This window comes from Daeguia caeni, from assembly GCF_042653845.1.
Classification (GTDB): domain Bacteria; phylum Pseudomonadota; class Alphaproteobacteria; order Rhizobiales; family Rhizobiaceae; genus Brucella; species Brucella caeni.
On sequence record NZ_JBHSEL010000123.1, the window covers coordinates 51,141 to 71,938 of the forward strand.

A 20,798-nucleotide genomic window follows, 5' to 3' on the forward strand; every position below is an offset into this window, starting at 1 on the left:
TCATGATCCCGTTTTGCAACGCTGTCAGCTTGCGACGGAATCGGTCGTGTAAAGAGAAGCAGAAAACCGGGCATATGATGCCGCGTTCTTTTGCCTTGTTGCGTTCCGATTAAGCCAATTCTGGTGTGTGGTCAAACAATCGTCGGTGTTCGCGCACGGCATAATTGTCCGTCATGCCCGCCAGATAGTCGGCAATGCGGCGCGCACGTGCGGCTTCATCCAGCGTTTCCATGTCGGAACACCACTCCGGCGGCATGATATAGGGATCTGCCATACAGGCCTCAAACAGATCCCGCAAAATGCGATCTGCAGCCTGTCTGCGCAGCATGACACTGGGGTGATGATAGAGATTCTTGAACAGAAAGCGTTTCAGGATCTTTTCATCTTCCTTCATGGCCGGGGAAAAACCGACCAGCGCGCGATCCTGGCAGCGCACATCCGCAACGCTTTGCGGCCTGACCTGCCTGATGCGGTATTGTGATTCCGCAATCACGTCCTCGACCATGACCGTGATCTGGCGGCGCACCAGTTCATGCCCCGCCCTGTCGGCATCAAGCCCTGGATAGCGCTCGCGCACGATAGTCATGAGCCTGTGCGTCAGCGGCACCTCATCCAGCGCCTCAAGCGTCAGCAGGCCCGAACGCAAGCCATCATCAATATCATGCGCATTATAGGCAATATCATCGGCGATGGCTGCGCATTGCGCCTCCAGACTGGCAAAGCGCGACAGTTCCAGATCAAAACGGGCATTGAAATCCAGAATGGGCTGCGGCACAGCCACATCCCCATGAATGGCATATTTGCCCGTCAGCGGGCCATTATGCTTGACCAGCCCTTCCAGCGTTTCCCATGTCAGATTCAGGCCATCGAATTCGGCATAACGATGTTCCAGCCTGGTGACGATGCGCAGCGACTGCGCATTGTGGTCAAAACCGCCATAATCCTTCATACAGGCATTCAGCATGTCTTCACCCGTATGACCGAAGGGCGTGTGACCAAAATCATGCACCAGCGCCACAGCTTCGGCCAGATCCTCATCCAGCCTGAGCGCACGCGCCAGCGCACGCGCAATCTGCGCCACTTCGATCGTATGGGTAAGACGCGTGCGATAATGATCGCCCTCATGGGCGATAAAGACCTGCGTCTTGTGCTTCAGACGCCGGAATGCTGTTGAATGAATGATGCGATCACGATCGCGCTGGAACGGCGTACGGGTCGGGCTTTCTGCTTCCGGCACCAGACGGCCACGGCTTTGCACAGGGTCACAGGCATAAGGCGCGCGTTCCCTGTAGCCGAAGCCAATACCTTCCAGTGACATTGCGATAAACTCCTCACCGTAATATGATTACATGAACAGCAGCTGTTATTGACTTCCGATCGTCGCGTTCATAGCTATCAGCCAATATCAATGGCAAGCGGCGATTGGTCGAAGCATCGACAGATTAACCGCATCGACGCAATTGCAAACGGAAAAATCGACATGACAGGCATTACCGTTTCCGACGCAGCAGCCAAGCGCATTGCGAAGATTCTCAGCGCCAATCCGGACAAGACAGCCTTGCGCGTCTCGGTTGAAGGCGGCGGTTGTTCGGGCTTTTCCTATAAATATGATCTGGTGAGCGAACAGGCCGATGACGATATCGTGCTGGAAAAGGATGGCGCAAGGGTGCTGATCGACTCGGTTTCCCTGCCCTATATGGATGGGTCGGAAATCGATTTCGTTGATGATCTGATGGGGCAATCCTTCCAGATCAGAAATCCCAATGCCACGGCATCCTGCGGCTGCGGCACAAGCTTTGCAATCTGAATCCGTCAGACTATAGAGACCCATTGCAACCGGCTGTTTCAGCCGTTTTCTTTTGGGCAAAACAGTGGGGTTTGCTTCTGCCCGCACGCAAAATCTGCGTGGAGAAAGATGGCGGTTGCGTGGTTGTGCTTGCCCTTGCTCCGGCAAAGGCCTAATCCTGAAGGCATGAAAATCGCGACATGGAACATCAACGGCGTCAAGGCGCGCATCGAAAACCTTCAGCACTGGCTGAAGGAGTCCGATCCCGATATTGTCTGCCTACAGGAAATCAAGTCGGTCGACGAGCAGTTTCCGCGTCTGGAGATCGAGGCACTTGGCTATCACGTTGAGACCCATGGCCAAAAGGGGTTTAACGGCGTTGCGCTGATTTCCAGAAAATCCCCGGATGAGGTCAATCGCGGCCTTCCGGGCGATGACAGCGACGAACAGGCGCGATTTATCGAAGGCGTCTATTCGACCGGCAAGGGAGTCGTCCGTGTCGTGTCTCTCTATCTGCCAAACGGCAATCCGATCGAGACAGAGAAATTTCCCTACAAGCTCGGCTGGATGCAGCGGCTGGAAAACTGGGCAAAGGAACGGCTTGCCCTGGAAGAGCCACTCGTGCTTGCGGGCGACTATAATGTCATTCCCGAACCACAGGATGCAAGGAACCCAAAAGCCTGGCGGGGGGATGCGCTGTTTCAGCCAGAATCACGTCAGGCCTTCAGGCGGCTCAAGAATCTGGGCTTTACCGAGGCTGTCCGCGCCACGACGGATGATGAAGGTGTCTATACGTTCTGGGATTATCAGGCCGGCGCATGGCAAAAGAACAATGGCATCCGCATCGACCATCTGCTTCTCTCACCGGAAGCAGCCAATCATCTTGTCGCAGCCAATATCGAAAAACATGTACGTGGCTGGGAAAAGCCATCCGATCACGTTCCGGTCGCCATTACACTGGCGCTTTGAATGATCATTGTGCAGCCATCCAAAGGCCGCACACCTTGATTTGGAAATTCCTGAACTCAGAAATCACTCTTGGTGTCTACAGTGGCGGAAAGTGCAATAGCATTGCGACGCTCTGCCTCGCCCACAATCGAAAATGCGCGCTCCTGCATATCGCGGATCCAGTCGCAATCCTGCACGGGACAGCGTGCAATGGCTGCGGTCATCATGGCAAGGCCACGCACAGTCTTGCCAGCCTGAAACAGCATATTGCCAAGCATTGCCTGGGCACTGGCATTGCCCTTCTTTGCAGCAAGCTGGAACCAGCGTGCAGCCTGCACGGGATTCTTTTCACCACCCTCGCCCTTGAGCAGCATAAGGCCTAATTCATACTGGGCGGATGCATCGCCATAATTGGATGCGGCCTGCACATAAAGATCACGCGCAATTGCCGGATCTGGCCGAATCGGTGAACCTGGAATGCCCGTCCTATGATATCCGGCCAAGGCCACAAGCGCGTCGGCTACATAGGGGCCATCTTCCGAACCCGGCTCTGCGCCCTCGCGCACGATTTTCTGGAATATCTTGTAGGCCTCGTAGTCGTTCTCAGCAACGCCATCGCCATCGGCATACATGCGTGCGAGTTTCCATTTGGCGCCCTGATGGCCACGCTCTGCTGCATAGGTCAGCGCCTTGACCGCTTCATCCTTGTGGCCGTTCTTGTAGGCGGAAAAACCGAATTTGAACAGTTCGAACGGGCTGCGCGACTTTTCGGTATCGTCGTTCAGGTCGAAAGCGACAGCATTGGCACAGGCCAGGGAAAGGCCAAGCAGGAGTGCCATTGCACTATATGAAAAACGTCGACTGCGCATCACTTTGCCGGTCTTTCACACTGGTTCAAAACAATCACTTCGACAAACTAGCCTTTCATTTCGACAAGACTGAGACCCGATCTTGTCCGAAAAATGCCATTGCCCAATTCAAGCACAGAGGTCAGGCAAGTGGATAAATTCCTGAAACCAATCCACCACGACACCTCCACTGCCCACAGACCGTCCTGTCATGGTTTCAGCCCATTCATGCAAGCTGGAGGATGACCAAACGATATGTCGTACAGTTTTGCCTTGATTATCGGGTGACGCTGATTTGTGGCGGGAAATTGGCAAAATGCAACGCCTGACTGAACGGAAAGAAGCATCCTTTGCAACTGTTGCGGATTAACAACAAATTCGCCATTCTCTCCGCATATGATGATTGGCCTTATCCTTGCCATCGGCCATTGCTTCTTTTCCTCTTTACGGTGCGCAATATGAGCGCGCCAGCACGGATATCCAGAACCATGCGCTCCCTTCGGCAACGTCAGAGATTTTGGAAAAGTAAAGGAAAAACATTAAGATTGCTAGATTTCCTTTTGGTTTTATTGATATTTTTTGTTTTGATTGCAATCATTTTAAGGTTTCAGAATACGTCCAGCGCCCAAGCAGTCATTACAGGGCGAGCCACAATCATTGATGGTGATACAGTCAGAATCGCAGGCAAGCGCATTCGATTGAAAGGTATTGATGCGCCTGAAATCAAGCAATTGTGCAGACTGGATCAGAGCAGTGTCCAATGTGGTCATCAGTCCAGGACAGCATTGGCCGACAAGATTGGCTCTGCGGCGATTCGCTGTGAAATCAGTGGCACTGACAAATATGAACGCGCCCTGGGCACATGTTTTCTCGGCACAGTTGACTTGAACAAATGGATGGTGGAACAGGGATGGGCTGTCTCCTATGGCGCCTATCAGACAGAGGAGCAGGAAGCCCGGAAGAACCGGCGCGGCATATGGGCAAGTACATTCGAAGCTCCCAGGAACTGGCGCAGGCAGCATGAGCGCCGGTCATGAACACGATGCCAGATGCGTTCATGCTCTTCCCGCGCTCATATTCCCAGACCGAATATAACGGATGGATTTTCAGGCTGAGGTGATGGAAAAGCTCGCAAATCTGCAATCAGACATCAGAGCCTGCCGCATCTGTCGCGACGCGCCCATGTTTCAGCCCCCCTTGCCGCACGAACCGAACCCGGTCTGCGTCCTGTCGCAAACCGCCCGCATCGCCATTTGCGGTCAGGCACCGGGCATTCGCGTGCACAATACCTCTCTGCCCTTCAATGATCCCTCCGGCGATCGTCTGCGCGCATGGCTTGGAACCAGCCGCGCAGAATTTTATGACGCACGCAAACTGGCAATTGTGCCGATGGGCTTCTGTTTTCCCGGCTATGACAAGCATGGCGGCGACCTGCCGCCACGGCGTGAATGCCGCCGCATCTGGCATGACCGCATTTTTGCCGCCATGCCACAACTGAAGCTCATTCTGGTCATCGGGCAATATGCACTGGCCTATCACCTGCCGCAATATCGCGGCACCCGTCTCAGCGCGATAGTCGAGAACTGGCGTCAGTTTCTGTTCACGCCGGATGCACATGGGCGCATCATCCTGCCGCTGCCGCATCCATCATGGCGCAACAGCGGCTGGCTGAAGCGCAATCCATGGTTTGAAACCGAGCTTGTGCCAGAGCTGCGCGCTAAAATTCGCCGCCTGCTTGATGTTGACAATTAATTTTTACAAAAAACATCCTCACAAGAATATTTTTCCTGTTCATTCATTGCGGAGCCCGCCATAAGGTATTAACTTTTACCAAGGCAGGTAAATCGGGAAACAGTTTCTAAAATCGGGACGAAGACGCATGGACAGGCTTGATCGGAAAATTCTGCGCCTTCTGCAGGAAGATGCAACCCTTGCAGTGGCCGATATTGCCAAGAAAGTGGGGCTTTCGACCACGCCTTGCTGGCGGCGCATTCAGAAACTGGAAGAAGATGGGGTCATCAAGCGTCGTGTGGCCATTCTTGACCCGGTGCGTGTCAATGCCCGTGTGACAGTCTTCGTTTCCATTCGCACCGGCTCGCACAGCCACGAATGGCTGAAGCGCTTTTCCGAAGTGGTGCAGGAGTTTCCGGAAGTCATCGAATTCTATCGCATGAGTGGTGATGTGGACTATCTTCTGCGCGTCGCCGTGCCGGATATTGCCGCCTATGACCAGTTCTACAAGCGACTGATCAGCAAGATTGAAATCCGCGACGTGTCATCGTCATTTGCGATGGAGCAGATCAAATATACGACCGAGCTGCCGCTCGACTATATGATCCTCGACAAGGAAACGGCCTGATCAGGATCAGGTATGCAGTCGATTGCCAAAAGCCCGGACAATCCCGGGCTTTTGCTTTTTCCAATCAGGCCTGGGACTTGGCCACACCAGCCTGTTCAAAGGTTGCCATTCCGCTATGGCAAAGGGCTGCGGCCTTGACGATACCGGCAGCAACGGCTGCCCCCGTGCCCTCACCCAGACGCATTCCCAGATCAAGCAGCGGCTTCTTGCCCATTCTGTCCAAAAGGCGGCGATGACCCGGCTCGGCCGAGACATGACCAAACAAACAATGGTCAATAGCTTCCGGATTGGCGGCAAAGAGGATCGCGGCCGCAGAGCTTGCGACGAAACCATCAATGATGACCGGAATTTTTTCCATGCGGGCTGCCAGAATGGCACCTGCCATGGCGGCAATTTCACGTCCGCCCAGACGGCGCAGGACTTCAAACGGATCCTTGAGGTGAGCCTGATGCAGTGCAACCGCCTGACGGATGGCGGCAAGCTTGCGTTCCATTAGCTCGCCAACCGAGCCGGTGCCCGGTCCTGCCCAGTCCTCGGCAACTCCGCCAAACAGGGCAAGGCAGATGGCGGCGGCAATGGTCGTATTGCCAATGCCCATTTCGCCAATGCAAAGCAGATCCGTTCCGCCAGCGATGGCCTCCATCCCGAACGCCATGGTGGCAGCACAGGTGCGCTCATCCATGGCGGCATCCCTGGTAATGTCTTCGGTTGGATGTTCAAGCGCCAGATCAAAAACCTTAAGACCCAGATCATAGGCGATGCAGAGCTGGTTGATCGCAGCACCACCAGCGGCAAAATTTTCAACCATCTGTGCGGTCACGCTTGATGGATATGGCGTGATGTTTTGCGCCGTCACGCCATGATTGCCAGCAAAGACTGCCACCAGCGGGCGGTTGATCTGCGGGGTACGCTTCCCGCTCCACGCGGCAAGCCAGGCCGCGATCTCTTCCAGCCGCCCAAGCGATCCGGCAGGCTTGGTCAGACTTACTTCACGCTCACGCACAGCGCGTTCTGCACCCAGGTCAGGACCCGGAAGATTGCGGATCAGTTCGCGGAAATCATCAAATGGCAGGCCACTGGCACTCATGTCGTCAAGTCCGTTCAAAGGAGGTAAAATGCGATTAGGTTGCGCACGTCCTATAAGCACTGGCGCAATTTTTCAAATCACCTCTTTCGTAGAATGCGGTTTAATGCAATCTCTGCCCCATGAAGCGCAGAGAAACCAGACGGAGCAGCGCCTTGCAGCACATCAGCCTGATCAGTCACATGATCCGTTCCATCGGTTTTCTGACACGCCTGCCTGTTCCGCAGCGCTGGCAGGCTGCAACCGCTTCACAACCGGAAAGCGATTCGTTGCGCCAGGCCACGCGCGCCTTTGCGCTTGTTGGCGCACTGCTTGGCTTTCTCGCCGGCATCGGCCTTATCATAGCCAATGGACTGCATTTTCCGCCGCTGGCAAGCAGCCTGGTTGCCATCGCCCTGCTTGCCCTCATGACAGGCGCATTGCATGAAGACGGACTTGGCGACACGGTGGACGGGTTCTTTGGCGCGTCAATGCCAGAGAAGCGTCTTGAAATCATGAAGGATTCGCGCATCGGCACATTTGCTGCCCTTACCCTTTTCATCTGGACGGGGCTCAAGGCAACCCTGCTTGCCGCAATCATCGAAAGGGCGGGCGCCAATCTCGCTGCCCTGGCCCTGATTGGCAGTGAGGCTCTCAGCCGGGTTGGCATGCTTGCCATCTGGCACGGGCTTCCCTCCGCTCGCCCCGGCGGTCTTGCCGACAAGATCGGCACACCGGAATGGGAAAGCGTCGTCTTTGCCGCAATCACCGGCCTGGCAATCTATTGCGTGACCATCTGGCCATCTGGCGGAATCAGCGCAATCCTGTTTTCGCTCCTGCTCACCACCGGGCTGATCTATGGCTTTTCGCAGCTTTGCCTTGCCAGGATCGGCGGCCAGACTGGCGATACCCTGGGAGCTGCGCAACAGATCGGCAGCCTTGCGACCCTGGCCGGCCTGGTTGCATGCCTGTGAAAGGTGAGGCAGGATTCCTTCTGTTAAAAATACTGAAGCAGGTGTAATGCAGCCGCAAACCGGCTAGAGTGTATGAGGCTTCATTTCATTTTCTGACAGTGCAACATGCGTTCAAAAATTCATTTGAATAGCGCTTTGCATTATTGAACAAGGCCCTTGCGCATTCCAGATATCATGACGATTGCTGGACCGGCGCAGTGCCCACGACAGAACGGCATCATCCCGAATCAGGCGCATGGGTTGAGAACCGTTTCACTTGATGTCACAAAACAGCTCAGGCTGGCAGCGCCAGATGACGGCATAGACAAATACGGATTGAGTGATGGTAAGCTATATCAATGCAGCAGAGGCTCCGGCAAAATATACCGGACAGATCAGGCTCTATGGCCCAGAGGCTTTTGAGGCCATGCGCAAGGTCTGCAACATCACCGCGCGCTGCCTTGACGAACTGAATGACATTGTCAAACCCGGTGTGACCACCAACGAAATTGATCGTTTCGTGTTTGAGTTTGGCATGGATAATGGCGTCTTTCCGGCCACATTGAATTATCGCGGCTATACCAAATCGACATGTACCTCGATCAATCATGTCGTCTGTCACGGCATTCCAAACGACAAGCCACTGCGCGAGGGCGATATTGTCAATATCGACGTCACCTATCTGCAGGATGGCTGGCATGGCGATTCCAGCCGCATGTATGCAGTGGGCGAAATCAAGCGTGCAGCCGAACGTCTGCTGGAAGTAACCTATGAGAGCCTGATGCGCGGCATTGCCGTGGTCAAGCCTGGCGTCAAGACGGGCGCAATTGGAGCGGCCATCCAGTCCTATGCCGAAAGTGAACGCTGCTCGGTCGTGCGTGATTTCTGCGGTCATGGCGTTGGGCAACTGTTCCATGACGCGCCCAACATTCTGCATTACGGCACACCCAATGATGGCGTGGAAATTCGCGAAGGCATGATTTTCACAATCGAACCAATGATCAATCTCGGCAAACCGCATGTGAAAGTGCTTTCTGATGGCTGGACGGCGGTCACTCGCGACCGGTCGCTTACGGCGCAATATGAACACACGGTCGGTGTGACCAAGGATGGTTGTGAGATCTTTACGCTCTCGCCCAGGAATATCTTTGCTCCAGCTTCTCTCAGATAGCTGATTGACCTGTAGCCAATTGTTTTGAGTGGGGGAAAACAGCATGGCGCGGAAAAAGAGTGATCTGAATGCCGAGACTTTTCCCGGCTTTCAGGACCACGCTACCGTGCCGGCGGTGATCGAAAAACCGCATCACCTTGGCCATCGTGATCGCTTGCGGCAGCGCTTCAAGTCGGCGCCGGATGCTCTGGCAGATTATGAACTGCTGGAACTCCTGCTCTTCCGCGTCATTCCCCGCGCAGATACCAAACCGGTTGCCAAGGCCCTGCTCAACCGTTTCGGCTCATTGGCAGAAGTGCTGGGCGCATCTGAAAATCTGCTGTCCGAATTGCCCGGCGTCGGGCCATCCGTTGCCCTTGACCTCAAGATCATCGAGGCAATCGCCAAGCGCAGCGCCCTGAGCAAGGTGATGAAACGGGAAGTATTAAGCTCATGGAGCAAGGTCATTGCCTATTGCACGGCGGCCATGGCCTATGAATCGCGCGAGCAGTTTCGCGTCCTGTTTCTGGACAAGAAAAACCATCTGATTGCAGACGAAGTCCAGCAGACAGGCACGGTTGACCACACGCCCGTCTATCCGCGCGAGGTTGTCCGCCGCGCGCTGGAACTCTCGGCAACCGCGATCATTCTGGTGCACAACCACCCTTCCGGCGATCCGACGCCATCGCGCGCCGATATCGACATGACACATATGCTGATCCAGGCAGCCAAGGTGCTGGGCATCACCGTGCTGGATCATGTCATTATCGGCAAGGAAGGCCATGCCAGCATGCGCGGGCTGAAACTGATGTGAGAAAGGCCTCTCAAGAGCAAGTTTCATGCAGCACTTGCACATTCTGATGCAGGCGAATTGCATGATCCATGCAAAATCCTGTTTCCCGGCAGGCCGCAACTGCTCCAATCCTGCATTACCTCATGCGTGAAATTCATGGACATGCGCAAAGGTTTGCACCACCTTAACTTGTGCACCGAATTCTTTGTTTTTCTAGACTTTAAGTCTATTGAGTCGGCCTTGACTTATTCCTTTCTACCCCGGTTATATAAACGTATGATTGATCGGACGCGCGCCTAGATTGAAACGCGGCTGACCTGAAATGCTCGATCCAACGCATCGATGAGCGGTTTGTTGGCATGGTTGCCGGATTGGAATGGAAATGCAGCCTGTTTTTGATGGACACAATGATGTTCTTTTGAGGCTTTGGGAAAATGCCTCCAATGGTTCAGACCCGATAAGGGAATTTGTAGAAGGAACAAGTGAAGGGCATATTGATCTGCCTCGTGCCCAAAAGGGTGGTCTGGCCGGCGGGATCTGTGCCATCTATATTCCGAACAGCGCGCATATTGAGCTGGCCAAGCCTGATGCCAATGGTCACTATGCAACACCTTTGGCGGCACCGCTGGAACGCAGCCCTTCTCTCGACATTGCGCTGCAATTTGCCTCCATTGCGCTTCGCCTCGAAGAAGCCGGAGCATGGAAGATATGCCGCAATGGCCGCGAACTGGAAGAAACCATCGAAAAAGGTCCATTTGCCGCCGTTCTTCACATGGAAGGTTGTGAAGCCATTGATGAAGATCTGGCTGCGCTTGATGTTTTCCATGCCATTGGTCTTCGCTCGCTTGGGCCAGTCTGGAGCCGCAGCAATATTTTCGGCCATGGCGTTCCCTTCGCCTATCCGATGTCGCCAGATACCGGCCCAGGCCTGACTGATGCGGGCAAGCGGCTTGTCAAGGCCTGCAATCGCAAGGGAATTCTGATCGACCTTGCCCATATCACCGAAAAAGGCTTCTGGGATGTCGCTCAGATCAGTGATCAACCGCTGATTGCCAGCCATTCCAATGCCCATGCCCTGACACCTGTCGCGCGCAATCTGACCGACCGGCAGATTGATGCAATCCGCGAGCGCAAGGGGCTGATCGGGCTCAATTATGCAACGACCATGCTGCGTGCGGACGGTCTGGAAAAGGCTGATACACCGCTTGACGATATGGTGCGTCATGTTGACTATCTGGTCAAACGGGCTGGCATTGATTGCGTTGCCCTGGGCTCGGACTATGATGGTGCTACAATTCCCGCCGCCATTGGCGACGCCGCAGGCACGCAGAATCTCGTATCAGCTTTGGCCAAGGCGGGCTATGGTGATGAGGAGCTTGCCAAACTGTGCCGCAAGAACTGGATTCGTGTCTTGAAGCAGGCGTGGCACGAAACAAACTGAGATAAATTCAAAACAATTGCAGAAAGGGAACATCATTATGAAACATTACGGACGTTTTCATCTTCTGACGGCTGGTGCCGCACTTGCCGCCATGCTGGCTGCAAGCCCAGCACTGGCTGCAACGCCTGCTGACACGCTGGTCCAGGCCTGGGCCTTTGACGACACCATCACGCTTGACCCGGCAGAATCCTTTGAGCTGTCGCCGGCAGAATTCATCGGCAATGCCTATGACATGCTCGTGCGCCTCGACATCAATGACACGTCCAAGGTTGTTCCCGGCGTTGCAGAAAGCTGGACGGTTTCGGAAGACGGCCTGACCTATACGTTCAAGTTGAAGCCCGGCATCAAGTTTGCCTCCGGCAATCCGCTGACGGCTGCTGACGTTGCCTATACGTTTGAACGCGCCGTACGTCTCGACAAGAGCCCGGCCTTCATTCTGACCCAGTTTGGCCTGACCGGCGACAATGTCACCGAAAAGGCCAAGGCTGTTGATGACACGACTTTCGTTCTTACCGTCGACAAGCCTTATGCACCAAGCTTTGTGCTCAACTGTCTGACGGCAACGGTTGGCGCCATTGTCGACAAGAAGCTGCTTGAAGAGCATGCCCAGAAAGTCACGCCAACCGAAGATTACAAATATGACACCGACTATGGCAATGCCTGGCTGAAGACCGGCTATGCCGGCTCCGGCCCGTTCAAGATCCGCGAATGGCGCGCCAATGAAGTCGTCATTCTGGAGCGCAATGACAATTATTATGGCGAAAAGCCGAAGCTTGCCCGCGTCTTCTACCGTCACGTCAAGGAAAGCGCCACACAGCGTCTGATGTTGGAATCGGGCGACATTGATGTTGCGCGCAACCTTGAGCCGGGCGACTATGAAGCCATCCAGAAGAACGACAAGCTGCAGACCACCAGTGCGGCCAAGGGCACGGTCTACTATATCAGCCTGAACCAGAAGAACCCGAATCTGGCCAAGCCTGAAGTGCGGGAAGCCTTCAAATATCTGGTTGACTATGATGCAATCGGCGCAACCATGATCAAGGGCATTGGCGAAATCCGCCAGACCTATCAGCCGAAGGGTGTTCTGGGTGCGCTCGACGCAGCTCCTTACAAGCTGGACGTTGACAAGGCCAAGGAACTGCTCGCCAAGGCTGGCCTGAAGGATGGCCTCTCGGTCACCTTCGACGTTCGCAACACGCAGCCTGTGACCGGCATTGCCGAATCCTTCCAGCAGACGGCAGCCAAGGCTGGAGTGAAGATTGACATCATTCCGGGCGATGGCAAGCAGACGCTGACCAAATACCGTGCTCGCAACCATGACCTCTATATCGGTCAGTGGGGCATGGACTATTGGGATCCGAATTCCAACGCCGAAGCCTTCACCAGCAACCCGGACAACAGCGACAACTCGCCCAACAAGACGCTTGCATGGCGCAATGCCTGGGATATCCCGGAGCTGACCAAGCAGACGAAGGAAGCATTGCTTGAACGCGACAGCGCAAAGCGTGCTGAAATCTACGAAAAGCTGCAGCAGGAAGCGCTCGATCAGAGCCCGTTCGTCATGCTCTTCCAGCAGATCGAAGTGGCCGGTGTCGCCGGTAATGTGAAGAATTACCGTCTTGGACCGACCTTCGACTCCAACCCGCTTGCCAATGTCAGCAAGGACTAAGCCCAATACCCGGCGCTGGGACAACCAGCGCCGGTTTGGCTTTCAACACCCGCAGCGGCCCTGATTGACCCATGGACGGTGCAGGCATTTTCCGTTCACAGCAAAAGCAGACAGAACCTTGACCAATAGTGGAATGAGTTCCCCCGGAAATGATCGAAATCCAAGGCGCCCACTCAGCCGTTCTGCGGCATGGGCCGCCTCGATCGCAAGTTTCCTGGTTATCGTAATCACGACCTATATTGGCCTTCTTGCCGTAACCTTCTTCATCGGGCGCGTTGTTCCGATTGATCCGGTGCTGGCCATTGTTGGTGACCGTGCTCCTGCGCATGTGGTTGAGCGTACACGTCAGGAGCTGGGGCTGCACCTACCCTATTACCAGCAGTTTTTCCTCTATGTGAAAGGCGTGTTGCACGGTGATTTCGGCACATCGGTTCTCACCACCAATCCGGTGATGACAGATATTCGCCGTGTCTTCCCGGCAACGATGGAACTGGCCACGGTCGGTACGCTGATCGGCGCCCTGTTCGGCATACCGCTGGGTGTTCTGGCTGCGGTCAAGCGCGGCAGCTGGGTTGACCAGATCGTGCGCGTGATCGGCCTCATCGGCTATTCGGTACCGATTTTCTGGCTTGGCCTGCTTGCCTTGCTGATTTTCTATGCGCGGCTTGGCTGGGCATCCGGCCCCGGACGGCTGGACATCACGTTTGAATATACATTCACGCCGATCACCGGCTTTTACATGATCGATGCGATCATTCTGCGCGACTGGGCTGCACTCAGCAATATTGTCTCGCATATCATTCTGCCGGCGGCCCTGCTTGGCTACTTCTCGCTTGCATATATCAGCCGCATGACGCGCTCCTTCATGCTCAATGAACTTGAGCAGGAATATATCGTCGCGGCACGTGCAAAAGGCCTGTCGGAAACCCGCATCATATGGGGACATGCGCTGCGCAATGCGGCCGTGCCGCTGATCACGGTAATTGCACTGTCCTATGCCGGACTGCTTGAAGGCTCGGTGCTGACCGAAACGATTTTCGCTTGGCCGGGCCTTGGCCTTTACATCACCAATTCGCTACAGAATGCTGATATGAATGCCGTTCTGGGTGGCACCATCATCATTGGCTCCGTCTTTATTGCGCTGAACCTTGTTTCAGACCTGCTTTACCGCCTGCTTGACCCAAGGACGCGCGCACGATGACCGATATGACCAATTCCTCTTCCGTTTCATGGCGCGAATGGCTGTTGTCCGAGCGCCCACAATCACGCAATCAGGCGCGTCTAGGTCGCGCCTATATGATCTGGCGGCGTTTTTCATCCAACCGGCTTGCTGTTCTGGGCCTCATCATCATTCTTGCGCTGCTGTTTGTTGCTGCCTTTGCGCCCGTGCTGGCGCCACATTCGCCGATTGATGGCGATCTGGCCAATGCGCGTCTGCTGCCGCCCGGCACACCCGGCTATTGGCTTGGTACGGACGATCAGGGCCGCGATATTCTCTCGCGTCTGATCTATGGTTCGCGCCTGACACTTTATGTCGTGCTGCTGGTGGCAATCATCGCCGCGCCGATTGGTCTTCTGGTGGGTACGGTGTCCGGCTATGCGGGCGGCTGGGTTGATGCCGCCTTGATGCGCATAACCGACATTTTCCTTGCCTTTCCGAAGCTCATTCTGGCGCTCGCCTTCGTGGCAGCCTTGGGCCCTGGCATTGAAAACGCCATTATCGCCATTGCGATTACGTCCTGGCCGCCTTATGCGCGCATTGCACGTGCAGAAACGCTGACGCTGCGCAATTCCGACTATATTTCGGCCGTCAAGTTGATGGGTGCTTCACCGCTGCGCATTGTCGTGCGTCACATCATGCCGCTGTGCATGTCCTCGCTCATCGTGCGCGTCACGCTCGATATGGCGGGCATTATCCTGACTGCCGCCGGCCTTGGCTTTCTTGGCCTTGGCGCACAGCCGCCTTTGCCGGAATGGGGAGCAATGATTGCCTCCGGCCGTCGCTTCATTCTCGATCAATGGTGGGTTGCGGCCATGCCCGGTATTGCCATTCTGATTGTCAGTCTTGGCTTTAACCTGCTGGGCGATGGCCTGCGCGACGCGCTTGATCCGCGGGGTAACAATCAATGAAGCCGCTTCTGACTGTTGAAGACCTGCGCGTTACCTTCCCGACCCGCACGGGCATGGTTGAGGCCGTGCGTGGTGTGAGCTTTGAGCTTGGCCGTGAACGGCTGGGCATTGTCGGCGAATCCGGCTCCGGCAAATCCCAGACCGGACGCGCCATCATGGGGCTGACGCCGCCGCATGCCAAAATCACAGCAAAAAAGCTTGAATTTGATGGCGTTGATCTTCTCAAGGCAAGCCCGCGTGAACGGCGGGACTTGCGCGGCAGCCGTATTGCCATGGTGTTGCAGGATCCGAAATATTCGCTCAATCCGGTCATGACCATTGGCAGACAGATTGGCGAAACTCTCAAGGCACATGGCAAATATGACAAGGCGGAAATCAGGCACCGCAGCCTTGCCATGCTGGAAGCCGTGCAGATCCGCGACCCCGAGCGCGTAATGAATCTTTATCCGCATGAAGTCTCCGGCGGCATGGGCCAGCGTGTCATGATCGCCATGATGCTTGTTGCCGAACCGGAACTGCTGATTGCCGATGAGCCGACCTCGGCGCTTGACGTGACAGTTCAACTCGAAGTCCTGTCCATTCTGGACAAGCTTGTCTCGGAACGCGGCATGGGGCTGATCTTCGTCAGCCATGACCTGCGGCTGGTATCCTCCTTCTGTGACCGAGTGATTGTCATGTATGCCGGCCGCATCGTGGAAGAAATTGCCGCCAAGGATCTTGCCAATGCCAAGCATCCCTATACGCAAGGATTGTTGAACTGCATGCCAAAACTTGGTGCCGACCGCCACCCGCTTCCGACACTGCAACGCGATGAGGCCTGGAAGCTATGACCGGTATGACTGATGTGACTCCTGCGCTCAGCGTCGACAGGATCAATGTCTATTTTGATTCCTTCCATGCACTGAAATCGGCCAGCATTGATGTGGCTCCGGGGGAATCCTATGGACTGGTTGGCGAATCCGGCTCTGGCAAGTCAACCTTGCTGCGGGCTGTGGCCGGCCTTGCGCCACTGGACAGCGGCGAGATCCGCATTGATGGCAAGAAACTGACGACACCGCGCAACAAGGAATTTTTCCGTACGGTGCAGATGGTGTTTCAGGATCCTTATGGCTCCCTGCATCCACGCCAGACTATCGACCGCCTGCTGCTGGAGCCATTGGCGATCCATGGCCTTGCTGATACGGAACAGCGCATCATCCGCGCGCTCGATGAAGTGGGGCTGGGATCGGGCTTCCGCTTCCGTTACCCGCATCAGCTATCGGGTGGGCAGCGCCAGCGCATTGCCATTGCCCGCGCCCTGATCATCGAGCCCAGGATCCTGCTTCTGGATGAGCCGACATCCGCGCTTGATGCCTCGGTTCAGGCAGAAGTGCTGAACCTTCTGGAACAGGTGCGCAAGGATCGCAACCTCACCTTTGTCATGGTCAGCCATGACCTTGCCGTCATCACCCATATGTGTGAGCGCCTCGCCGTCATGCGCAATGGCGAAATCGTGGAAAAATTGCGCAGCGAAGATCTGGTGAGCGGCAATATCCATAGCGATTATACAAAGACATTGATGCGAGCAAGCGAAGGCTTCCGGCGCTGAACCAAGTCAGAAGCAAACAAAAAGGCAGGGATTTCCCTGCCTTTTCAATATCTTGTAATGATTACTTCCAATCACTTCTTCTTGGCGCGCGGCTGTGGCTTCTTCCCTGCGGCTGCAGATTCGCGGGCGGCCGCTTCCTCGGCTGCGATCTGATCTGCGCTCTTTGGCGTCGTATCGATGACAGCACGGACGCTGCCATTTGCATTGAGCTGGCAGACAGCCGTACGCTTGTCCACCTTCAGGTCCACATCGGTTCCGCCGCCTGCGCCTGGACGGGAATTGACTGCCGAAATCACGCGCTCCGGCAGGAAATATTTATTGGCTGCGGCAATGATGCAAGGCTGGGCAAGCGAGGCATCCACGCTGCGCGGTGCAGGCACGAAACTTGGGAAAGACGGGCCTGCCACCGGAGGAGCTGCGACGGGCGCGCGCGACGCTGGCTCAGGCGACGATGTAACCGAGCAGGCAGAAGCGAGTGTACCTATCATTGCAATTGCCAAAAAACGGGCTCCATTGCGGAAGCATCCGTACATAATGCACCTCGTATGGCTGAAAGAAAACTCACCTGATAACTATTCGCTTTTTGCTGATTGTCGAGTGGTAGAAAGGCCACATTACCGATTTTCTTGTTCCGTTGCCTCGACCGCATCATGGTTGTCGTAACAATATCCAGTTCAGCATTTCCCGCCAATCAGCCATTCGAATGGGTGTGCCGTGATTGCCGCTTTCAAAACGGCGAAACTGTACCGGATAGCCCGGCGCACGTTTGCGTATTTCCCGATAAAAGGCTTCCTGCTGGTCAATGGCGAACACCGGATCGCGGCTGCCATGCGCAAAAAATACCGGGACACGTTTCTTGAATGCCGGAGAAGCAAAAAAACCTTCATCCCAAAGCGAACCCAGCAGGATCAAGCCTGCAAGCGCCGTCGAAGCATTCTGATTGGCAGCGATGCGCCAGCACAATGCACCGCCTTGCGAACCACAGGCCAGAATCACGGGCGCAGCCGGATTTTTTGTCTTTAGCACATCAATCAGGCCTGAAATCTGTGTTTCGCCCGTGGCTGCGAAATCGCGGAAATCGGGCGAAAGATATAGGCCGCCATTGCGTGCAGCCAGATTCTTCACCCGGTTGAAATTGCCGCCAAAGGTAAAATCATTCACCCCCTGCAGACGGTTGCCGCCCTTGCCATGCAGATAAATGACGATGAAGGCAGGCTGATCCAGCCGCCCCACGGCCATGGCCCTGACCGGCCCGGAAGCCGTTTCGAACACCATGTCCTTCTGATAGGCACGTGCTTTCAGCGAGACATATTCATTCCTCACACGCTTTTCCGGCACGGCATCGCGGCCATTGATGTCGCGCATCTCCTGATAATCGATGATCTGATAATCACCATTGTCGGCCGTCTGCAGGATGGCGGGATAGGCAAACAGCTCATCCTTGAATGGTGGCAGGCTTGCTGCCGCAATCGGCAGAATGCTTGCGCCAAGGGCCGAGATAACAAGGCAGATGAGACGCAATCGTGCCTGCATCCTTGTCATGGCATCACAACTCCAGCCGATGATAACGCCGATTGAGATAGATCAATGCGTCCTTGTCCATATGTGTCTGCAGGGCGGCAACCTCTCCGAACAGCACATAATGGGTTGAATGCTCCTGCACGCTGACAATCCGGCAATCAAAGGAGGCCAGAGCGCCTTTCAGCACGGGGGCGCCGGTTGCCATGGTCTGCCATTCGGCAAGTGCAAAACGCTCATCCTGCGACAGGCCGGTACGCCCGGAAAAGGCATCCGCCAGATCCTGCTGATGTCCGGCCAGCGTATTGATGGCAAAGATACCATTCTTGATGAAAATCTGGTTTTCCTTATGCTGCTTCTGCAGGCACACCAGCACGGTTGGCGGATTATCCGAGACGGAACAGGCCGCAGTGATCGTCAGGCCGCGACGTCCTGCCTTGCCATCTGTCGTCACGACTTCAACAGCGCCGGCATAGTGGCTCATTGCATCCCTATAGGCATGCGCGCTGACCAGCTGATTGTTTTTTACCTTATGCACGTCAAGAATAATCCATATATTTCGAAAGGTGCCCAGAGGCTATGGGCCGTCACAGTGGCATATCACGGCCATTGCACAAAGGCACGGAAACCGCTACCCACAAATCGAACAAATTGCTACGGGTTTTCGAAGAAGAACGCTTACGTGATCGACAAAGCTGTGCGTCCAGTTCTCATCATGGCAGGATTGCTGCTGGCAATGCCTGTAAATGTGCCGGCATTTGCCGCTGAAACAATCCGTATTGGCTTTTCTGCTCCCCTCACCGGCACATTTGCCCCGCTTGGTTCTGCAATGCGCGATGGGGCGCAGGTTGCAGCCTCTGCCAAGAATGCGGAACTCACAATAGAAGATGATCGCTGCGATGCGGAAGGCGGCAAGCTTGCTGCCGAACGTCTGGTCAAGGCCAATGTGCAGATCGCTGGCGGCTTCCTGTGCAGCGAATCCCTTGAAGCAGCTCTTCCCATCCTGAGCGCCCACAATATTCCCGTGATTGCCACCGGCGTCAGCGCGAGAACATTGGCGGAACGGCGCGCCACCTCGCCCTATCCCGTGTTGCGTCTTGCAACCGGGCTCGACAAGGAAATGGCAGCGACGGCTGAAATTCTGGGCAAGCTCTGGCATGATTCTGCTTTTGCCATCATCGATGATGGTACGATTGAAGGCCGGGAACGCGCCAATCGTCTGGCTTCACTGCTGAAAGAACGGCAGTTGAAGCCTGTCTTCACCGATACCTATCGCCCCGGCCTTGAAAACCAGAACGCGCTTGTTTCACGCCTGCGCCGAGCCGGCGCCACAAAGGTTTATGTTGGTGGAGAGCGTGATGATGTGGCGGCCATCGCAGCCAGCGCGGCAGCACTGAAATATCCACTGACAATTGCTGGCGGAAGCGTGCTCGATGCAGCAGGCGATAAACCGCTTGCCACAGACACGCTCATGATCGCCCCCGTCGAGGCGCGCCGGCTTGCAACCAGTCAGGCCGAGCTTGATCAGGTAAAACAGGCCGATAACGTTGCGACCAACTATGCCTTGCAAGGCTATGCAACGGTTGAAATTGCTGCGGCGGCCATTACTGCGGCCGGAGAAAGCGGCAAGCCCCTGGTTGATATCCTGCGCGCGAGGTCATTTGAAACAGTGCTCGGCAATATCAGCTTTGATGAACAGGGTATGCGCCGGGACAATCCGAACCGGCTGCATCTGTTTGATGGCAACGCCTTTAACCCTGCCAGATAGATCAGTTCATTGCCATGGCTCTGGAGCACATGGCAACTGAACTATACTTATTATTTCAAATAGTTGCGGATGCATTTTAACAATGCGATTCCGCTTGCATTCTCATCAGGCATGATCGCCCGAAAGATCGATGATATGCATGAAGGATCCGGCGACATTGGCAACGCGCAGGCCCACTTCTCCCAAATCCCTCCCTGCCGCATCCCTTGCCCGGAAGAGGCGCTCTGCCTTGCCTTCACGCACGATATGGGCGCAGTGGAATTCGTGTGCCTTCAAGGGCGTCTGCCATGAATTGATACCAATGGGCTCCAGCAGGCGATAGCCGATGCGCAATTTCTTCTGTTTCATGCTGGTTTCAAGCGGCAGAAGACCAAGCATATTGTGCTTTTCGCCATCCTCTGTCTCAAGGGTTTCACCCAGAACCATATAGCCGCCGCACTCGCCATAAATATTGGTGCCGCGCGCGGCAGCTTCCAGCATGCCTGTACGGAACCTGATCGCCTCGGCCAATCGTGCTGCATGCAGTTCCGGATATCCGCCTGGCAGATAGATCGCATTGGCATCCTCTGGCGGCGCTTCATTGGCAAGCGGCGAGAAAAACGACAATTGCACCCCGCGCCGACGCCAGCCCTCATAAATATGCGGATAGGCAAAGGCAAAGGCATCGTCACGGGCAATGGCGATATTGGTGCCGATCGGCTTCAGAGCCCGACTCAAAATTCCATTTTTGCGATACGCCTCGTCATTCGCCTGATTGAGGAGATGACCATCCAAGCTTGTGACG

Annotated in this window: 20 protein-coding genes and 2 pseudogenes; 15 read left to right on the forward strand and 7 right to left on the reverse strand. The window is 55.3% G+C overall.

The annotated features are described in order from the left end of the window. Positions 1-109: 109 nt before the first annotated feature. Entirely contained in the window at positions 110-1,318 is a 1,209-nt protein-coding gene (locus tag ACFO1V_RS13520) for a deoxyguanosinetriphosphate triphosphohydrolase (protein ID WP_374832459.1), read from the reverse strand. A gap of 162 nt (positions 1,319-1,480) precedes the next feature. On the opposite strand from ACFO1V_RS13520, the gene erpA reads away from it, so the two are divergent. Together erpA and xth are read left to right on the forward strand one after the other, a co-directional pair. Then, positions 1,481-1,807 (forward strand): iron-sulfur cluster insertion protein ErpA, encoded by a 327-nt coding sequence (erpA, locus tag ACFO1V_RS13525; protein WP_374832461.1) that lies wholly within the window; start codon positions 1,481-1,483, stop codon positions 1,805-1,807. Positions 1,808-1,972: 165 nt separating this feature from the next. Further along, on the forward strand, positions 1,973-2,755 hold the full coding sequence (gene xth, locus ACFO1V_RS13530; RefSeq protein WP_374832463.1) for an exodeoxyribonuclease III: 783 nt from the start codon (positions 1,973-1,975) through the stop codon (positions 2,753-2,755). Positions 2,756-2,811: 56 nt separating this feature from the next. Here xth and ACFO1V_RS13535 read toward each other — a convergent pair whose 3' ends face one another. After that, a complete protein-coding gene (locus ACFO1V_RS13535; protein ID WP_374832465.1) occupies positions 2,812-3,603 on the reverse strand; it encodes a tetratricopeptide repeat protein in 792 nt (263 codons plus the stop codon). A 329-nt stretch (positions 3,604-3,932) separates the two neighbouring features. Between ACFO1V_RS13535 and ACFO1V_RS13540 the strand changes: the two genes are divergently transcribed. The 3 genes from ACFO1V_RS13540 (at position 3,933) to ACFO1V_RS13550 (ending at position 5,941) form a co-directional block, all read left to right on the forward strand. Next, a complete protein-coding gene (locus tag ACFO1V_RS13540; protein ID WP_374832467.1) occupies positions 3,933-4,619 on the forward strand; it encodes a thermonuclease family protein in 687 nt (228 codons plus the stop codon). An 82-nt stretch (positions 4,620-4,701) separates the two neighbouring features. Continuing rightward, a complete protein-coding gene (locus tag ACFO1V_RS13545) occupies positions 4,702-5,334 on the forward strand; it encodes a uracil-DNA glycosylase family protein (RefSeq protein ID WP_374832469.1) in 633 nt (210 codons plus the stop codon). 127 nt (positions 5,335-5,461) lie between these two features. Then, positions 5,462-5,941, forward strand: coding sequence for an Lrp/AsnC family transcriptional regulator (locus ACFO1V_RS13550; protein ID WP_374832471.1), 480 nt, complete (start codon positions 5,462-5,464; stop codon positions 5,939-5,941). Between the two features lie 64 nt (positions 5,942-6,005). On the opposite strand, the gene cobT is transcribed toward ACFO1V_RS13550, so the two are convergent. After that, positions 6,006-7,028 carry a nicotinate-nucleotide--dimethylbenzimidazole phosphoribosyltransferase gene (gene cobT / locus ACFO1V_RS13555; protein ID WP_374832473.1) on the reverse strand — a complete coding sequence of 341 codons (1,023 nt, stop codon included), beginning with the start codon at positions 7,026-7,028 and terminating at the stop codon, positions 6,006-6,008. Positions 7,029-7,180: 152 nt separating this feature from the next. Between cobT and ACFO1V_RS13560 the strand changes: the two genes are divergently transcribed. The 9 genes and pseudogenes from ACFO1V_RS13560 to ACFO1V_RS13600 all read left to right on the forward strand — a co-directional run bounded on the left by ACFO1V_RS13560 (position 7,181) and on the right by ACFO1V_RS13600 (position 16,728). Continuing rightward, positions 7,181-7,978: an adenosylcobinamide-GDP ribazoletransferase gene (locus ACFO1V_RS13560; RefSeq protein WP_374832475.1), complete on the forward strand. Its 798-nt coding sequence runs from the start codon at positions 7,181-7,183 to the stop codon at positions 7,976-7,978. 322 nt (positions 7,979-8,300) lie between these two features. Then, positions 8,301-9,128: a type I methionyl aminopeptidase gene (gene map / locus ACFO1V_RS13565; RefSeq protein ID WP_374832477.1), complete on the forward strand. Its 828-nt coding sequence runs from the start codon at positions 8,301-8,303 to the stop codon at positions 9,126-9,128. Positions 9,129-9,246: 118 nt separating this feature from the next. Beyond that, positions 9,247-9,921, forward strand: a pseudogene (gene radC / locus ACFO1V_RS13570) (RadC family protein); the annotation flags it as partial. Between the two features lie 361 nt (positions 9,922-10,282). After that, positions 10,283-11,341: a dipeptidase gene (locus ACFO1V_RS13575; RefSeq protein ID WP_374832479.1), complete on the forward strand. Its 1,059-nt coding sequence runs from the start codon at positions 10,283-10,285 to the stop codon at positions 11,339-11,341. Positions 11,342-11,378: 37 nt separating this feature from the next. Next, on the forward strand, positions 11,379-13,010 hold the full coding sequence (locus ACFO1V_RS13580) for an ABC transporter substrate-binding protein (RefSeq protein WP_374832480.1): 1,632 nt from the start codon (positions 11,379-11,381) through the stop codon (positions 13,008-13,010). A 133-nt stretch (positions 13,011-13,143) separates the two neighbouring features. Next, the gene (locus ACFO1V_RS13585; protein WP_374832482.1) at positions 13,144-14,211 is read left to right on the forward strand and encodes an ABC transporter permease; all 1,068 of its coding nucleotides are present in this window, start codon (positions 13,144-13,146) and stop codon (positions 14,209-14,211) included. Next, complete coding sequence (gene nikC / locus ACFO1V_RS13590) at positions 14,208-15,140, forward strand: nickel transporter permease (RefSeq protein ID WP_374832484.1); 933 nt, start codon at positions 14,208-14,210, stop codon at positions 15,138-15,140. The genes ACFO1V_RS13585 and nikC overlap by 4 nt, the downstream gene beginning before the upstream one ends. Further along, positions 15,137-15,970 carry an ABC transporter ATP-binding protein gene (locus ACFO1V_RS13595; protein WP_374832486.1) on the forward strand — a complete coding sequence of 278 codons (834 nt, stop codon included), beginning with the start codon at positions 15,137-15,139 and terminating at the stop codon, positions 15,968-15,970. The genes nikC and ACFO1V_RS13595 overlap by 4 nt, the downstream gene beginning before the upstream one ends. Before the next feature lie 5 nt (positions 15,971-15,975). Continuing rightward, positions 15,976-16,728, forward strand: a complete 753-nt coding sequence (locus ACFO1V_RS13600; protein WP_374832500.1) for an ABC transporter ATP-binding protein — start codon at positions 15,976-15,978, stop codon at positions 16,726-16,728. Positions 16,729-16,799: 71 nt separating this feature from the next. Here the strand turns inward: ACFO1V_RS13600 and ACFO1V_RS13605 are convergent, their stop codons facing one another. The 3 genes from ACFO1V_RS13605 to ACFO1V_RS13615 all read right to left on the reverse strand — a co-directional run bounded on the left by ACFO1V_RS13605 (position 16,800) and on the right by ACFO1V_RS13615 (position 18,730). Then, positions 16,800-17,261 carry a hypothetical protein gene (locus ACFO1V_RS13605; protein WP_374832488.1) on the reverse strand — a complete coding sequence of 154 codons (462 nt, stop codon included), beginning with the start codon at positions 17,259-17,261 and terminating at the stop codon, positions 16,800-16,802. Between the two features lie 115 nt (positions 17,262-17,376). Then, on the reverse strand, positions 17,377-18,270 hold the full coding sequence (locus tag ACFO1V_RS13610; RefSeq protein WP_374832490.1) for an alpha/beta hydrolase: 894 nt from the start codon (positions 18,268-18,270) through the stop codon (positions 17,377-17,379). A 4-nt stretch (positions 18,271-18,274) separates the two neighbouring features. After that, positions 18,275-18,730 carry a flavin reductase gene (locus ACFO1V_RS13615; RefSeq protein ID WP_374832492.1) on the reverse strand — a complete coding sequence of 152 codons (456 nt, stop codon included), beginning with the start codon at positions 18,728-18,730 and terminating at the stop codon, positions 18,275-18,277. A 231-nt stretch (positions 18,731-18,961) separates the two neighbouring features. Here ACFO1V_RS13615 and ACFO1V_RS13620 point away from each other — a divergent pair, with 231 nt between their 5' ends. Beyond that, entirely contained in the window at positions 18,962-20,014 is a 1,053-nt protein-coding gene (locus ACFO1V_RS13620) for an ABC transporter substrate-binding protein (RefSeq protein ID WP_374832502.1), read from the forward strand. 105 nt (positions 20,015-20,119) lie between these two features. On the opposite strand, the pseudogene ACFO1V_RS13625 reads toward ACFO1V_RS13620, so the two are convergent. After that, positions 20,120-20,798 (reverse strand): annotated as a pseudogene (locus tag ACFO1V_RS13625) (cobyrinate a,c-diamide synthase); the annotation flags it as partial.

Coding starts and splice junctions, on each gene's coding strand:
- ACFO1V_RS13580 (WP_374832480.1), top strand. CDS start 11,379: ATGAAACATTACGGACGTTTTCATCTTCTGACGGCTGGTGCCGCACTT.
- xth (WP_374832463.1), top strand. CDS start 1,973: ATGAAAATCGCGACATGGAACATCAACGGCGTCAAGGCGCGCATCGAA.
- ACFO1V_RS13600 (WP_374832500.1), top strand. CDS start 15,976: ATGACTGATGTGACTCCTGCGCTCAGCGTCGACAGGATCAATGTCTAT.
- ACFO1V_RS13575 (WP_374832479.1), top strand. CDS start 10,283: ATGCAGCCTGTTTTTGATGGACACAATGATGTTCTTTTGAGGCTTTGG.
- ACFO1V_RS13595 (WP_374832486.1), top strand. CDS start 15,137: ATGAAGCCGCTTCTGACTGTTGAAGACCTGCGCGTTACCTTCCCGACC.
- ACFO1V_RS13620 (WP_374832502.1), top strand. CDS start 18,962: ATGGCAGGATTGCTGCTGGCAATGCCTGTAAATGTGCCGGCATTTGCC.
- nikC (WP_374832484.1), top strand. CDS start 14,208: ATGACCGATATGACCAATTCCTCTTCCGTTTCATGGCGCGAATGGCTG.
- ACFO1V_RS13615 (WP_374832492.1), bottom strand. CDS start 18,730: ATGAGCCACTATGCCGGCGCTGTTGAAGTCGTGACGACAGATGGCAAG.
- cobT (WP_374832473.1), bottom strand. CDS start 7,028: ATGAGTGCCAGTGGCCTGCCATTTGATGATTTCCGCGAACTGATCCGC.
- ACFO1V_RS13605 (WP_374832488.1), bottom strand. CDS start 17,261: ATGTACGGATGCTTCCGCAATGGAGCCCGTTTTTTGGCAATTGCAATG.
- ACFO1V_RS13585 (WP_374832482.1), top strand. CDS start 13,144: ATGAGTTCCCCCGGAAATGATCGAAATCCAAGGCGCCCACTCAGCCGT.
- ACFO1V_RS13520 (WP_374832459.1), bottom strand. CDS start 1,318: ATGTCACTGGAAGGTATTGGCTTCGGCTACAGGGAACGCGCGCCTTAT.
- ACFO1V_RS13545 (WP_374832469.1), top strand. CDS start 4,702: ATGGAAAAGCTCGCAAATCTGCAATCAGACATCAGAGCCTGCCGCATC.
- ACFO1V_RS13550 (WP_374832471.1), top strand. CDS start 5,462: ATGGACAGGCTTGATCGGAAAATTCTGCGCCTTCTGCAGGAAGATGCA.
- ACFO1V_RS13610 (WP_374832490.1), bottom strand. CDS start 18,270: ATGACAAGGATGCAGGCACGATTGCGTCTCATCTGCCTTGTTATCTCG.
- ACFO1V_RS13535 (WP_374832465.1), bottom strand. CDS start 3,603: ATGCGCAGTCGACGTTTTTCATATAGTGCAATGGCACTCCTGCTTGGC.
- map (WP_374832477.1), top strand. CDS start 8,301: ATGGTAAGCTATATCAATGCAGCAGAGGCTCCGGCAAAATATACCGGA.
- erpA (WP_374832461.1), top strand. CDS start 1,481: ATGACAGGCATTACCGTTTCCGACGCAGCAGCCAAGCGCATTGCGAAG.